Raw genomic sequence first — 14,122 nt, 5'->3', positions numbered from 1 at the left:
GGCACAGTGACAGCCAGTCATTGACGACGCAGCAGGAAATAGAGAACTGAGTCTTAGGGTTTTTATGCGAGCGCTAAACCAAGCTGTCTGCCAATAACATTGTGATATTCAGTCTTGGAGAAAGCCTACTGAATTGCTTACAAGTAAGTCAGCAGTTCGGATCTAGTTTTGGCCGCTGCATCGGGCTCGATTAGGTCACTCGCCAGTTGGCGTTTATCAAGCAGCATTTGCCAGAGCATCTGATCAATGGTGTTCTCCACCAGCGGGATTTTCACCACAACCATGCGTAGCTGCCCATTCCGGTAGGCTCTATCCTCAGCCTGATCCTGTAGTCCTGGCGTCCAGGGCAGCCCCAGGAACATCACATAATTGGCAGCAGTTAGATTATTTCCGGTACCAGCGGCAGAGGTGGTCGCTGCGAACACTCTGGTGTCGGGATCGCTTTGAAAACGGTCGATCGCTTTTTGGCGTTTGCCCAGGGAGTCACTGCCTACCACGGTAACGCAGCCGTATCCGGCTTGTTCGCACTCAGCACGCAGCGTGCTGACGGTGTCCTTGAACTCACAGAACAGGATGACTTTGTCTTCCACATCCAGTTCGCACAGCAGCTCCATGACGACCCGAACTTTCACCTGCTCCAGCAACTGGCGCAGTGAGCCTAGCCTGGCAAGACTTGGTCTGTCTTCAAGGCGTGTCCGGTCGTATTCACGACGCTCCTCGACTGACAGCTCTACCGGCAAAGTCTGCCGTTGCTTACCCTTGAGCTCCGTGAGCACGTCTTTGCGGCGCCTAAGCATCCAGTCGCCAATCGCCTCTCGAAGGTTCTTGCGAAACTCTGGGCTGCCGGCGAACTGTTCGCAGAACTCTTTGAGTGACAGCTTCCCAACGGGATGGCCGGAAAGCCGCAATAGCGTGTGAAGTTCTGACTCTCGATTCAGGACGGGTGTACCAGTCAACAAATAGCGATTGGGCACCTTGGCGGCAATGTCGAAGCCATGGCGTGTCCACGCTGCGGTGGGCTCTTTCAGGCGGTGAGCCTCATCGATGATCATCACTTCAAAATGGCCGGCCTGCAGGACATAGTCGCCCAAGCGCTCGTAGTTAATGATGGTCCACTGCAACGAGGGATCGAAGACCTGCTGGCCTATTCTGGCTTCGGGATACACCATCTGGATTTCACGTTGCCAGTTGATGATCAGAGTCGACAAGGTGATGACGAGGATGGGGCTGTCTCCCGCTCGAATTGCGGCAGCGATGATGGCCTGGCGCGTTTTCCCAAGGCCCATATCATCTGCAAGTAAAGCGCTAGTCCGTTGCAGCAGATGCCGGATGCCTGCCGGTTGATGGTCCAGCAATGAATGCCCCGTCAACGCCTGGTCGATTTGCTCGCTAGTGAACTCGGTCCGCTCGATGGATGGCACAGCGGCAAGGTAAACGTCTGTTGAGACCTCTTCATTTCCGATTGGGGCTGCGCGCTCTTGCGGCGGACCTCCGAGGCTGATGCGGGTGACTTCATCGGCCGGAACAATGGATCCGTCGGTCAGCAGCTCCTGCACGGTGTCCAGGATCTCAAACTGATCTTCAGAAAGCCCCAACTCAAGAATGAGGTTGGAACGCACCAGTTCGGCGGTCGAATCAATGCGCCAAGACTTCGACTGGCCAAGGAACACGCCGTGCATACGTCGAGATACCGCGACGGCTCCAGGGTGATAGTCGCCCGACAGCAGAATGCCGCCCTGAGCCAGTGGAGCAATTCGAAACGTTAGACCCCAGGTGAATGCTTGCCGGTCTGGTGATTGTTGTGCTGCTGCAAGCTTTGCAGAGAAGGTCTGCCAGCTCTCGTTGAAACGGCCTTCCGTCAACTCCATCAGACGGTGGAAGAGCAGATCCAGGTCATCCAGCAATTTACCCTTGGGCATTCGCCAGTAGCGATGTTGAGGATGCTCCGCACGGCGTATGTAGAACCCATCACGCTCAAGAAACAGGCGGTTGGCCCCCTCGACGTACTGCAGCAGAATCCCGAAGTCATAACCGTCGAAAATAACCTTCTCGACCAGATGGGGCCGACTATTCAAAAGGCGCGGACGGCTCATGTTTTACTCAAACGCTGGTTGATCCATTCTGTGCACGCTTGAGCGTGCAGCTTTTTCCGGTTTCGATTTGTATAGCGGGGCATGGATAGTGTGTGGTCGGGCCATTCCAGGTTGACCTCGATCTCACCTGATTTGATCTTTGCCCAAAACCATTGGTAAGCCCGGTCAACCCTTGAGCCCGACCTAGGTGTGCGATTGCGGAGCCCTCTCAGCTGTATCGTGACCAAGTGTTTAGAAGTCAATTTTGCCGGTGTCTTGCCCCAGGCACTCTCATCCATTTGGATTTCGGCAGAGGCCAATGATTGTCCGTTTTCGCGTACTGAAAAAAGACGGCAGTTGCCTCGATAAGCGCTGTAGTCGTAACCATCAATGCAATGGCCTAGCGCTCGATGTTCTGCATCAAGGTCCGCTGGGCATTTCAGCTCGACAATTTGCAGCCCATTCGGGCTTACGAGAAGTGTGTCGTTCGAATTAAGCAGCGTCCTCCAGGGCGTTGAAGAGTCCGCTTTTGTTTGGGGATCTGCGGCATCAAGAGCTTCACGTATGTCTATCAGTGCCAGGTGAAAGCCATCCACTAAGTTGGCGATCTGGTGATAGGTAGCAGTACCTATGAAGCTTTTGAGTTTTTGCAGTGCGTCACGGGCGTCGGGTCCGTCGCTTTCATCAACGCTATTAAAAACATCATTCAGATCTTGCAGCCTATCAGCAATTTGAAGCCAATCAGGGTTGGACCACTCTGTCGGACATCCTGAGAACAACCTGCTCCAGTCTTTTGTCTGCTCCAAAAGTTGATAGGGAATCTTATCCAGCAATGCAAAAAAGGTTTTCCAGTGCGTCTTAGTCGAAGGGCGGCGGTTGACCATTGCTGCTCCAAGCAGCAATCGATGCCACGGAGTATCCGGACCTTCACGGCTTATTCGCGTCAATGCGCTGCCGGTATCAAAAACGCGTTGTTGGCCCAAGTACCGAACTGATGTTCTTGGAGCTTGTAAGAGCCATGCCAAGATGTCGTTCAGGGGGAGGCCAGCGTCCGTGATACGGCCCACTAGGCATTCCCTGGATTCCACGCAGTAGTCGTCGTCGCGCAAGATAGGTCGAAACTCTTGAAGTTCATCCCATGGGCTTTCCAGGAAAATCTTTTGCTCTTCGTCCCATGGCCAAGGCCATTGGTTGGCCAAAACTAAGAGAGGGATTAGCACCGGTTGAACCTTGAGGGCTTGTAGTCGACGTACGCGGTCCCCTTGAGCCAGCCAGTTATAGAGCTTTGGGGAAGGGCACTGCGCTGAACGAATAGCGAATAGAAGTTCCTGGTCCAGGCACTGGCAATACTGCTTCAGCGTGCTGCCGATCTGTTTCAAGTAAAACTGCGTGCGCGGGTTGAAGTAACGATTGTTGCTTACCGACGCATCCGAGCCTTTGCGAATAAAACTACCCAGATCCTCAACCGCGAGCGCAACTGCTGCCGCTCGTGCAGACTTGCAAAACGACGTCAGAAGCACATCAGCAAACCAACGCCCCTTAAATCTCAGCAGCAGCTGCTGGGCTACCTGGACGGACGGCTTTTTTTTATGTACGCGATCTTTAGTTACGATCTTGCAGGCCATTAATTGCTGGCCGTCGAAGTACTGAAGCTGGTTGCCGATCCTGGCCAGAACCTGGCGCGTTTGAGCATTGGTACTGTCCCATGCCACACACCAGCAGCGGGAGTGGACATTAGAGTTGAGGTAGTGCTCGATGAACGAGGTCAGGAGGGAAGGTGAGATCTGAAAATGCAAAGCCCAAGTCTGGGCCACTTCAATCTGGCGATCTGAGAACTTTTCCAGCTTCGGCGCTAAGATGCGCAGTCCCAACACCGATTGTCTTTTCTGTTCGCTCACCCGTGACCTCCTCCGCTATTCGCAGAGGAATGTCAGGTACGGAAGAGGTAGGTTCCAGCGTTAATGCATAACACCGTTAGCAGTGAATTATGCTCTCGGTAGTAAGAGTTAAACCCCTCTGGGTTTATCGAAGTCTGGTTTGCCATTCAGTGAGGGAAAGCTGACTTTGCAGCCGTTGGACCTGTACCCGGTGCAGCCCCAGAAGTCATAGCCGCCGTCCCCTTTTTTCTGACGCCTTGCGAGAGGCTGATTGCATTTGGGACAGTTGAAAGCGCCACCGGCTGTGGCTGGGCGTGGAGCTGACGCCATTGGCACACTTGGCATACCACGTTGCTGAGACAGTTCCTCTTCCAGGCGCTTATGCAGACGTGCAACGACGGCGCCGTAGGTGTCTTGGCCCTGGGCGATTTTGTCCAGGTCGCGCTCCAATTCCCGCGTAAAATCCAGCTCCACGAAACTGAAGAACCCTTCGAGCTTCGCGATCGTTTCCTCCCCCAGAGGCGCCGGTACCAGTTTGCGGCTCTTTTCCTCGATCAGTCCTTTGCTGGTGATGTTCTTCAAGATGGAGGCGAACGTACTTGGACGACCGATACCGCGCCGTTCCATTTCTTTGATCAGGCTGGCCTTGGTGTAGCGTGACGGTGGTTGAGTTTTCTTCTTCAGCAGTTCGCCGCTGTGGACCGAATGAATCTGTTTTGGAGTGAGCGCTGGCACAGGGTTGTCTGCTTCTGCGTCTTCCTCTTCATCCGTATCATCGCCCTTGAGCACCTTCATCCATCCCGGATGGCAGAGTGTTTTGCCCGATGCAGTGAAGCGCAGGGCTTTGCCGCCTGGACCAACAGCGAGCAGTTTCGCAGTACGCACGTCGTAGATAGCGGCCTCAAGCTGGCTGGCCAACGCCCGAACCCAGATCAACTTGTACAGGGCCAGTTCGTCATCTTTTTCACCGGCGGATCTTTCGGACCAATAGGTCGGTGTAATGGCAGGGTGACCTTCCTGCGCGCCTTCGGCCGCTTTAAACGTGCGCCGTTCATCTACGGCGTTCAATCCAAGAGCGTTGGCCACCGTTCGAATATCCTCCATGGCTTCGTCTGGGACATTGGGGTTGTCCGTCCGGTGATAAGTGATCACGCCTTGCTCGTACAAGCGCTGGGCCACCTGCATGGTTTTGTCCGGATCCCATTTCAAGGCGTTGCTAGCAGCTTGTTGAAGGGTCGAGGAGATGAATGGTGCGGGAGGATGACGCTCGGCCTTGCGATCCTCGCAGGACTCGACAACGATGTTGCGCGTGCCGGCGACGAGTTGGGCCAGGTTGATATCCTGAACGTAGGGGAAGTCCTTGCTTGCGAAATCCGGTACCGGTTGCCACTCGGCATACCAAGTGGTGCCCCGACTCACGTCGGCAAAGAACAGACGCACGCCAAAGTGATTGATCACCTGAAAGTTGCGGATCTCGCGTTCGCGCAAGACCACGAGAAACACGGCGGGTGATTGAACGCGGCCAGCGGAAGTAGGTTTGCCCATCAGGCGCCGCAACTCTTGGGTCACTAGGTAACCCACTAGGCGATCCAGAACACGCCGGCATTCCTGTGAGGCAACCCTGTTCAGATCGATTTGTCGTGGATTGGCCAGTGCTTCTTCAACGCGCTTGAGAGTGATCTCGTTAAAAGTAATGCGTTTGTAGTTTTTGACCGCCAGTACCTGCTGGATGTGCCAGCTGATGCTTTCACCTTCACGATCAGGGTCGGTTGCGAGGTAAATTTCACTGGCCTGTTTCGCTGCGGCCTTGATCGTTTTGACGGCTCTGCCGCTCTTATCCAGGATCTCGTACACCGGTGTGTAGTTTTTACGTACTCCGGTGGTGATCATGCTGTCGTCCTGACCTTTGGCCGGCAGGTCGCGGATGTGCCCACCACTGGCAACCACCTGCCAGTCTTCGCCTGGGCGTAGCTTCTTCATCATTGGCTGGAGCTTTTTCAGCTTACCAGGTGCCTCGATGATCAATAGCTTCACGGTGTGTCCCTCTCAAATAATCAGAGTGGGACTGTTGCCTCAGGCAGGTAGGGCTTCAATAGGAAATGGTCAATGCGCGGGGGAGGGCATTAAGCGGCTATAGGTCCAGCGAGAGCTGCTGTGCCTGGGCAAAGCCCTTTAGCCAAGACGCACGCATAGCGGGATGTTGGTAAGGGCAGTCATACACCCGTAGCCCTTTCCGCGCAGCGGCCGCACCAGTGGCAAAAACCGTCAGGTGAGGATTGTTGCACCGTCGCCTGTCAGAGGCTGTAGGGAAGAAAGCGTTATCACCCATGCCGGTTGCTCCACGATGCTCAAATTCATCTTCCAGCAGATCCGCGCTTGGCGCGATTTTTTTACGGGAGGGTGTTGCAGCCAGGTGCCGGGATGTCGAACCAATTGGTGGCCCTTAGCCAATGCACGAAGAACTCAACGGACTGACCACTTCGTCGTTGAAAATCGTGTAAATCGCCATGAAGCTCAAGATCCTCAGACTCATCATCCCAGTTGAAAAGTTCGAAATAGTTGGTGTCGTAGCGATCAGGGTTCAAAAGCTCTTGTATGAATCTTCGTGCAACGAATGAGCTCATGTCACTGTAGTCATCAGCCCAGACGTCTTTATCACGCCAACCAGCTTTTATCCAGGAGGCGAGTCGAATGTTGTCGGTGATACCGTAGAAGTCTGCTGCGTTGACGTCGCTCTCATCACAGTACCGCCAGTACAGCCGTCCCAACGTGGGGTGATCCGCTGCTACCAGAAGCCAGCCATCTGGACACCTCACCTCATCATCGTCCCGCATTGTCATACACCTTAAGGCTTCACGATTGGGGAGGGAAAGACGTTGATGTTTTTCCCTCCACCACGAGCTTAACGATTGGGGGGCCAAAATTAAGCCCCTGCAATCAGAACGGACGGTCGGGGTCCGGGTAGTCGTCGAAATCAGGGGCAGGTTGCGGACTGGACTGATCACGTGACGGGCTGCCTTGGCCCTGCGACGGTGACAGGGTCACGCTCGCAATCCTGTGCGGCAAGATGGCGACCCGCGAGGCTTGAACCTTCAGAGCCGCATTTTCCTCCCCATCTTTTTCCCAGCGATCCATTACGGCTCGGCCGGAAACGATCACGCGCATGCCCTTCTGAAACAGGTGCGAGTAGTGTTCAGCATCTTTGTGCCACCACTCGACGTTCGCCCAGAACCCCCCACGATCTTCATACCCGCCTTTACCGTCCGGAATCGAGTTGTCGAAGTAGACGTTGACCCGCATGAGCCTCCGTGGGTCCTTGTTGCCGTTGGCGAACTCTTTGAATTCCGGGGTGGAGCCGATATTGCCTTCCCAGCCTTGTACGGGTGTGGACATGAGTATTCTCCGAGGTTATGGATGTTGCGTTTGATTGGTGAGCTTCTGCAGTCGAGCGGTGTACACGGCCTCTGCCTGGCCCATTTTTTCGGCGCAATCGGCGGCCTGTTTGGCAATTGAGTGCATCAGGCTCATTTGCATGTTCAGCGTGATGCGCTGCAGTTCCATTGCGTACAAGTCCTGCAGCATGATTTCTGGTGTTCTGGATGAACCCATCATGTCTGCCCAAACACCGACGCCCATTCGGCGGTCCGTCACCTGCTGCCATCTCAGAAATTGGGTTCCGGCCTGGGTGTTCTGTTCTGTCAGTCGAACTGGCACAAGGGTGAATGGATACCGGCGAGCCTGGCTCAGCACTTCCTGGGCAAGTGCTTTCAATTCCGATTCTTGAACCCGGCATAGATCGGCAAATTGGCTCAACTCCCCCTTACCTTTAAAAGGCTTTAAAAGGCCTTTTAGTGAGGCAGCCTGTTGCAGTCGTTGGAAGGCATCCTGTTGCAGTGGTCGGAAGGCGGTCTGTTGCAGCACGCCGTCTTCTGAGGACGTCTGGCCCATGACCATCAGCCTTCCTCGGCATCATCAAAGTGATCACTCGCCTCGGATTGCTGTTGGCCGCGAATGATGGGGGGAGCAAAGTTGGAGCGGCGGGTGCCTTCCAGGATGTCCTGCGGCAGTTCTCCGTAACGCTCATACATTTTGCGGGCTGCTTCAGCCTTGGCATTGTTGGCGGCGAAGTCATCGCGTGCAGCGCCGGAGTATTTATAGATCTGGGCCAGACCAAAAAGTCTGCGCAGCACGGCAGCGCCTTCATCGATCCAAGTTTCCATGTCGTGACGACCGACCAGACCGACGTGCTGGGCCAGCAAAATGCGCCTGACAATTTCGTCGTAGTTGGTCAGTAGGTACACGGCTTGGAAGCCGAGTGGATTGGCGATGTATAGAGGGAGGCTGACAGGCTGGATGGACAGGTTCTCGCTGATACTGATGGCCGGGGGGAGGGAAGCCATGGCTGTATCGAGACGATCTTCGATGGTTTTGAGTGCCTCCTTTGAATCGTGGATCTTCTCTTCAAGCTGGATCATCCACCAGTCTGAATACGGATCATCCTGCTGGGCGCCACGTGACATGCGGTTGACTACAGTGCAGAAGCCCGACAATCCGATGATGCCGACCTTGAGATCGTTTTTTGGGCGTCCCATCCAGATCCGTGCAGCATGATGGGTGTGAAGGGTGAGCTTCACATCGCTGCGTAGTGAGCCAATATTGAGCCGGTAATTGTCAGCCATGGTGCAGTTATTCCTTGGAAAGAGGATTGACATGGCCATGCTGCAATTGGGCTGCTACGGACGCAGCATTAAATCCATAGTCAGACGGAAGGGGATTTGTTGAGGCGTCTATATATAGAAGGAGAGAAGCAACATTGTCTGTCTGACTGCCGTCAGCGATCCGGGATCCCTGGTAAGTGTTGTGGGCCACAGCACTGAGCCGACGGCCACCACAGATTACGGATCCTGTCAGGGTGATGCGGTGCGCATCATCCAGTCGGTAGTTATGTGGCCCACATAGCTTCGAGTTGCCACCTGGAGTATCGAATCCCTGTTGAGTGTTGTGGGCCACAGCACTGAGCCGACGGCCACCACAGATCACGGTTCCTGTCAGGGTGATGCGGGACACATCATCCAGCCGGTAGTTATGTGGCCCACATAGCTTTGAGTTGCCACCTGGAGTATCTGATCCCTGGTGAGTGGTGTGGGCCACAGCACTCAGCCGACGGCCACCACAGATTACGGATTCTGTCAGGGTGATGCGGGCCGCATCATCCAGCCGGTAGTTATGTGGCCCACATAGCTTTGAGTTGCCACCTGGAGTATCTGATCCCTGGTGAGTGGTGTGGGCCACAGCACTCAGCCGACGGCCACCACAGATTACGGATTCTGTCAGGGTGATGCGGGCCGCATCATCCAGCCGGTAGTTATGTGGCCCACATAGCTTTGAGTTGCCACCTGGAGTATCTGATCCCTGGTGAGTGGTGTGGGCCACAGCACTCAGCCGACGGCCACCACAGATTACGGATTCTGTCAGGGTGATGCGGGCCGCATCATCCAGCCGGTAGTTATGTGGCCCACATAGCTTTGAGTTGCCACCTGGAGTATCTGATCCCTGGTGAGTGGTGTGGGCCACAGCACTCAGCCGACGGCCACCACAGATTACGGATTCTGTCAGGGTGATGCGGGCCGCATCATCCAGCCGGTAGTTATGTGGCCCACATAGCTTTGAGTTGCCACCTGGAGTATCTGATCCCTGGTGAGTGGTGTGGGCCACAGCACTCAGCCGACGGCCACCACAGATTACGGATTCTGTCAGGGTGATGCGGGCCGCATCATCCAGCCGGTAGTTATGTGGCCCACATAGCTTTGAGTTGCCACCTGGAGTATCTGATCCCTGGTGAGTGGTGTGGGCCACAGCACTCAGCCGACGGCCACCACAGATTACGGATTCTGTCAGGGTGATGCGGGCCGCATCACTTGGCTGAATGCCTCCACCGATATCGAATCCTGGCTGGGTGTTGCGGGCAGCAACACTCAGCTCGGCTATGCCGCTGACCTGGGATCCTGGTTGAATGATTCGGCCCGAATCACTCAGCTCTCTGCCATAACCGGTATCAAGTCTGGTCAGCGCCATGCGGGCGGCATAGCTTGGCTGACTGACATTTCCGTCCGGAGTCATGAATGTGTGCTCCGATTGGGCTTTAGCAGGTGCAGCATCTCGCTCAGTGTTTGATTGGCGGTTTGTATCGATTCCGGATTGCGTGGAGTCACCATCGCTTTCACCGGTTGAGCAACTTCAACGGTGCTTGAGCCCGTCGACGGGCTACCCGTGTTCATGTGGTTGAGACGTGGTTTGTCGTCTGGCTTCCAATTGCTGTTGAAGTCACCTCGTACCGCCGTGGCGACAAGCGTCATCAGATACCCAAAAGGGTTTCGAACGCCTCCCGTGTCACAACGGTGCACCCATTGCTTGATGAGCGCAGGCTTCACCTCTGGTGGGACTTTCTGCAACGCCACAAGGGCACTCTGTTTCTGATCCGTGGGCAGCCGGTGCAGGGCATCCAGGAGGTCTGCAGCCGTGTCATCTGACGTGGGCGGTACATGTACAGAGCTTTTACAAACATCTTTGTTTGTATCTGTATACGTACTATATGAGTTCGGATTCCGAACTGAGTCCGAACTCAGTGATTTACGGCTGAGTTCGGATTCCGAACTCAGCTCAAAAGCGATTCGCTTACCGCTGGATTCACTGAGTTCGGATTCCGAACTCAGTGTGGAGGCAGCTATATTTTGCTGAGTTCGGATTCCGAACTCGGGAGCAGTCAAAGGCTGAAGGGCTGTTGCCTGAACCCATGGCTGACTGTTCAAGCGAGCTTCGATGATGTTCAACCGAGTCGGTAATCGCTGACCAACCTCCGGATCTGCGGCGAACTCCTTCCAGGCTATTTCAGCAACTTCACGAATCGCCTTGGTCTGATGCTCCATCGATTGAGCGAGTAACTGCAGATAGTCTTTGTCGAACTCCAGCGCTTCACCAGGCGTTACAGGTTCATCGTGAAGAAGGTAGACGTTGCCTTGAACCTGACCACTGAGGTCATTACGCACGCGACGACCGAGGCTGAGCCAGCGAGTCAGGCGAAGGGTGACCAAGGCTTTTGATACCGTTTCACGGGACGCCGGTCTGCCGGGTAGCATGCCCAGGTATGGCCGTAGCTGCTCATAGGTGGGGAACGCCGTCAGGCCGTCGTCATTGATCAGTAGGCGAAATACCTGCCAGGCGTTTCGTTCAAGCGGAGACAGTCGATCATCCAGAAGCAATCGACGAGGAACTGTCTCATGAGGGTTACCGCTGAAAATAATGCCGGAGTAGGGCGCTGAGCCCTCAATCCCCGGGGGCATCGACTCTTTTTTCTGACGCAGATGAGCCTCAAGATGCCCTGATGCAGAGTCCAGAAGTGTCGAGAAGGGGAGCCGGGACAACTTCATAGGTCGTTGTCACCTTGCCCCAGTGTAACTACTGGTAGGGCCAACTGATGGTTGGCCGATGACACCAGCTTCAAACCTTTTGTAAATCCAGCGCTTGGATGCGAAGGCGGATAAAGGCCGTCTCTGATCCATGACTGAACGCGGTGCCAGATTATCGCTAAACTGAGGTTTTCCGTGCCTTCAATTGAGTCGGCGCCCTGTGGAGCATTGAGTTCTTCTGCCACCAGCATGGCCACGTCCAGCAACGCCAGGCTGTCATCCAGCTCAACCTGATGCTCTTTCATCAGATGGGTCCAGCGGTACCAAAGCTGAGCATCCATCTCTTCGCTAAACTCTCGCCACCGGCCACGGCGTGCTGTTACGCCAATCACCAGGCGTTGAAGGGCAACATCCTGGGGGGATAAGCCAAAGAACTGTTGCAGCATCTGTGTCGTTGCCCCGAGTCGAAGAGCACGTTCAATCATGCGCACTTCCTCGTCTGATCGTTGAGCCCCGGTCAGAAGCTTTTTCACCATGTCTCCATCTATCGTGACACTGCACCAGGAAACGGGAGTGTTAAGCAGCAAGCTCAGCACCGAAGGTTGTTGAAGCTGGGCCAAGATTTCGGGCTCCAATCCCATCTCTATGCAGCGACGGAGTTGGCCGTTGCGCATGTGGTGCAGCACCTGAGACAGGATGGCTTCATTGATAGGTGTTTTGGACATACGACTCTCTCCCTGCCATCGACCCAATCAGCTAGGTGAACTCGGATTGTTGTTGGCCATTGACTTGATTTCTAAGTCGATCAAACGTCTTGCGAGACGAATAATTCGAAAGAGCTTCACCAGCGCGCCATCGCTCAGACGATTCGTGTTCTCTGGAGATTGATCCTTGGCATAGGGCTGACCCAATAGGATCTGGCCGAGACCTGCAGCAAATTCGAAATCGGCAAGTGAACCAGCCTGTTCAGGCTGTTGCTGAATCATCTTCAGCGCGATGGCGATTGAGCCGCTCAATGATTGGAGCAGCGTCAAAGTGTGCTGGGCTGTAGCGGTGACTTCGACGTCTTCAGTTGGATGTCGATAGCTAAAGCCCACCCCTCCGTCGAGGTCCAGGAATTCACCAGGTGCATTGACTGTGGTCGCAACTTCCCGTGCCAACTGAGCGATATGCTGACGCAGGGTGACGGGATTATCGATCTCGCGTTCGATGTACCAGAGGTCAGAAATGGGATTCAGTCCACCGGCTTGAACCGGGATGGCCACCAAAGCATTGGCCGCGAAGTCAGGCAGAATCTCCCCATCAAGCGCCGCGACTTCGCGCTTCATCTTTTCGACCCTTGCCGAAGTCGTCACTGGACTCGCAATGTGCCCGTCCAGCCGACTCTTTTGCTCTTCGAGACTCATGTGCGCCAATGGAGGTGGCGTAACCTGCGGTTTGATTGGATCTTTGCTTTTTTGTTGTGCTGTGTTGGTTTGAATCGCTCCCCCGGTTTGGGGGGCGGGCGACTGTTGTGCCGGATTTTGAGAGGGAGGGTTACCGATCTCGGTCGAGCTAACACCCTGCGGAATACCACCCAAGGTTAAGCTGGGTTGAGGCAGTTCGAGTATCGGTGTGGATCTGCGCAATTGGTCCTGATTCTGGGTAATCTCCAGCAGGATTTTCTCGTACCCGAGATTCAGTGGCTTTTGCAGTTGAGCTATCAACTCGTCCTGGAAGCGCTGAAACAGAAACTCTTCGGCATCTCCCTCAAACTGAGACAGAACATCTTGGAAGACTGTTTCGAATTCAAGAGGCAGCTCGTTTCCATGCTGCTGATAATTACGCTCCCAGCACTGAAGGGCGGTTTTTCTCAAACCTAACAGTTTTATAACTCGATCAAATCCGAGGCCGGAGTACAACATTGCAGGAATTACAGGAAGCAAGTAGCGAATAGCATCTTGCATTCTGCTGATGTGGGGCTGAGAGATCGGATACCCGTCAGCTTTCAAACGTCGAGAGAGTTCACTTTGAGATATCGATCCGCCTGCTTCCTCCTCATATAGCGCTCTTGCCTTATCGACACCAATTGCCCGCTCGATGAACAGCAGTTGCCCCTGCAGATCGTTTTCGGCCAAGTGCCCGGTGAGAGAAATAATCTCCCCCCGGACTGCATCCCATGGACGAAACAGGCAGTGGAACCTGAAGAATTTCTCGTCCCCAGTCTCACGATACAATTCGTTGAGAATCGCCAAGCGAGTGTTGCCTCCGTTCCGGATTCGGAACTTCTCCTCACCAGGCTTACGGGTCACTGGCGGTGGCGTATCCAAGCCACGCTGACGGATCGACTCCTTAATGTCGTCGTATTTAGGGTTGCGCGTGGTCCGTGGGTTTTCGTCATACGGCAGCGTATCGTCCAATGTCAGCAACATCGGTGTGTCGACGATGGGGTCGCTCAAGCGAGCAGCAGCTGGCGACTTGGATTCAAATCCAGGAAGCTGCAGCTTTTCTTTCATAGTCTGTGCCAATGACGGTTTCATACTCTTGCCCCAGCTTGCTCATTGGCCGGAGCTGCAGCCATCAGTTGGTCAATGATCTTGTGGGCTCGATCCAAAGCGGCTTCAAGCCCCGCGGTCGCTTCCAGGCGGTGAACGATTTCCGAGTTCATTGACCGGGTGTTTTCACGTGCCTGCAGTGCGATTCGCTCGCGCATTCCGTCCGGAAGGCGGACTACGAATTTTTCTTCGAGCTGACGTTTGGTTTCATTGCTCATAGCGTTCTCCATTAC

At 54.6% G+C, this 14,122-nt stretch carries 13 protein-coding genes; all 13 read right to left on the bottom strand.

All coding sequences use genetic code 11. The features are described 5' to 3' along the window. Window positions 1-137 precede the first annotated feature (137 nt). The gene (locus AB7933_RS26925; protein WP_305452916.1) at window positions 138-2,093 is read right to left on the bottom strand and encodes a DEAD/DEAH box helicase; all 1,956 of its coding nucleotides are present in this window, start codon (window positions 2,091-2,093) and stop codon (window positions 138-140) included. Further along, the gene (locus tag AB7933_RS26920; RefSeq protein ID WP_106118570.1) at window positions 2,090-3,970 is read right to left on the bottom strand and encodes a hypothetical protein; all 1,881 of its coding nucleotides are present in this window, start codon (window positions 3,968-3,970) and stop codon (window positions 2,090-2,092) included. The genes AB7933_RS26925 and AB7933_RS26920 overlap by 4 nt, the downstream gene beginning before the upstream one ends. A gap of 108 nt (window positions 3,971-4,078) precedes the next feature. Next, the gene (gene topA, locus AB7933_RS26915; protein ID WP_198712262.1) at window positions 4,079-5,983 is read right to left on the bottom strand and encodes a type I DNA topoisomerase; all 1,905 of its coding nucleotides are present in this window, start codon (window positions 5,981-5,983) and stop codon (window positions 4,079-4,081) included. 97 nt (window positions 5,984-6,080) lie between these two features. After that, a complete protein-coding gene (locus tag AB7933_RS26910; RefSeq protein WP_198712263.1) occupies window positions 6,081-6,278 on the bottom strand; it encodes a CrpP family ICE-associated protein in 198 nt (65 codons plus the stop codon). Window positions 6,279-6,339: 61 nt separating this feature from the next. Beyond that, the gene (locus AB7933_RS26905) at window positions 6,340-6,783 is read right to left on the bottom strand and encodes a hypothetical protein (protein WP_056791318.1); all 444 of its coding nucleotides are present in this window, start codon (window positions 6,781-6,783) and stop codon (window positions 6,340-6,342) included. Window positions 6,784-6,886: 103 nt separating this feature from the next. Then, window positions 6,887-7,342, bottom strand: coding sequence for a single-stranded DNA-binding protein (locus AB7933_RS26900; protein ID WP_056791322.1), 456 nt, complete (start codon window positions 7,340-7,342; stop codon window positions 6,887-6,889). A gap of 15 nt (window positions 7,343-7,357) precedes the next feature. Then, a complete protein-coding gene (locus AB7933_RS26895) occupies window positions 7,358-7,897 on the bottom strand; it encodes a DUF3158 family protein (RefSeq protein WP_056791646.1) in 540 nt (179 codons plus the stop codon). Window positions 7,898-7,902: 5 nt separating this feature from the next. Then, window positions 7,903-8,628 carry a PFL_4669 family integrating conjugative element protein gene (locus AB7933_RS26890; RefSeq protein WP_056791325.1) on the bottom strand — a complete coding sequence of 242 codons (726 nt, stop codon included), beginning with the start codon at window positions 8,626-8,628 and terminating at the stop codon, window positions 7,903-7,905. A gap of 7 nt (window positions 8,629-8,635) precedes the next feature. Beyond that, the gene (locus tag AB7933_RS26885) at window positions 8,636-10,069 is read right to left on the bottom strand and encodes a hypothetical protein (RefSeq protein ID WP_375156296.1); all 1,434 of its coding nucleotides are present in this window, start codon (window positions 10,067-10,069) and stop codon (window positions 8,636-8,638) included. Further along, entirely contained in the window at window positions 10,066-11,376 is a 1,311-nt protein-coding gene (locus AB7933_RS26880) for an STY4528 family pathogenicity island replication protein (RefSeq protein WP_020303009.1), read from the bottom strand. Before AB7933_RS26880 ends, AB7933_RS26885 begins: the two co-directional genes overlap by 4 nt. Further along, window positions 11,373-12,080 carry a DUF2857 domain-containing protein gene (locus AB7933_RS26875; RefSeq protein WP_056791329.1) on the bottom strand — a complete coding sequence of 236 codons (708 nt, stop codon included), beginning with the start codon at window positions 12,078-12,080 and terminating at the stop codon, window positions 11,373-11,375. Before AB7933_RS26875 ends, AB7933_RS26880 begins: the two co-directional genes overlap by 4 nt. A 27-nt stretch (window positions 12,081-12,107) precedes the next feature. Next, window positions 12,108-13,874 (bottom strand): ParB family protein, encoded by a 1,767-nt coding sequence (locus tag AB7933_RS26870; protein WP_056791333.1) that lies wholly within the window; start codon window positions 13,872-13,874, stop codon window positions 12,108-12,110. Next, on the bottom strand, window positions 13,871-14,107 hold the full coding sequence (locus AB7933_RS26865; protein ID WP_056791336.1) for an Arc family DNA-binding protein: 237 nt from the start codon (window positions 14,105-14,107) through the stop codon (window positions 13,871-13,873). The genes AB7933_RS26870 and AB7933_RS26865 overlap by 4 nt, the downstream gene beginning before the upstream one ends. Between the last annotated feature and the right edge of the window lie 15 nt (window positions 14,108-14,122).

It is taken from the genome of Pseudomonas gorinensis (assembly GCF_042015035.1).
Classification (GTDB): Bacteria; Pseudomonadota; Gammaproteobacteria; order Pseudomonadales; family Pseudomonadaceae; genus Aquipseudomonas; species Aquipseudomonas gorinensis.
Note: the sequence above shows the minus strand (reverse complement) of the source record. Positions and strands in the feature narration are given on the sequence as shown.

Excerpts from the sequence above, each read along its gene's own strand:
- AB7933_RS26885 (WP_375156296.1), bottom strand. The coding sequence starts at position 10,069 with ATGACTCCGGACGGAAATGTCAGTCAGCCAAGCTATGCCGCCCGCATG.
- AB7933_RS26925 (WP_305452916.1), bottom strand. The coding sequence starts at position 2,093 with ATGAGCCGTCCGCGCCTTTTGAATAGTCGGCCCCATCTGGTCGAGAAG.
- AB7933_RS26905 (WP_056791318.1), bottom strand. The coding sequence starts at position 6,783 with ATGCGGGACGATGATGAGGTGAGGTGTCCAGATGGCTGGCTTCTGGTA.
- AB7933_RS26895 (WP_056791646.1), bottom strand. The coding sequence starts at position 7,897 with ATGGGCCAGACGTCCTCAGAAGACGGCGTGCTGCAACAGACCGCCTTC.
- AB7933_RS26875 (WP_056791329.1), bottom strand. The coding sequence starts at position 12,080 with ATGTCCAAAACACCTATCAATGAAGCCATCCTGTCTCAGGTGCTGCAC.
- AB7933_RS26900 (WP_056791322.1), bottom strand. The coding sequence starts at position 7,342 with ATGTCCACACCCGTACAAGGCTGGGAAGGCAATATCGGCTCCACCCCG.
- AB7933_RS26910 (WP_198712263.1), bottom strand. The coding sequence starts at position 6,278 with ATGGGTGATAACGCTTTCTTCCCTACAGCCTCTGACAGGCGACGGTGC.
- AB7933_RS26870 (WP_056791333.1), bottom strand. The coding sequence starts at position 13,874 with ATGAAACCGTCATTGGCACAGACTATGAAAGAAAAGCTGCAGCTTCCT.
- AB7933_RS26890 (WP_056791325.1), bottom strand. The coding sequence starts at position 8,628 with ATGGCTGACAATTACCGGCTCAATATTGGCTCACTACGCAGCGATGTG.
- AB7933_RS26880 (WP_020303009.1), bottom strand. The coding sequence starts at position 11,376 with ATGAAGTTGTCCCGGCTCCCCTTCTCGACACTTCTGGACTCTGCATCA.
- AB7933_RS26865 (WP_056791336.1), bottom strand. The coding sequence starts at position 14,107 with ATGAGCAATGAAACCAAACGTCAGCTCGAAGAAAAATTCGTAGTCCGC.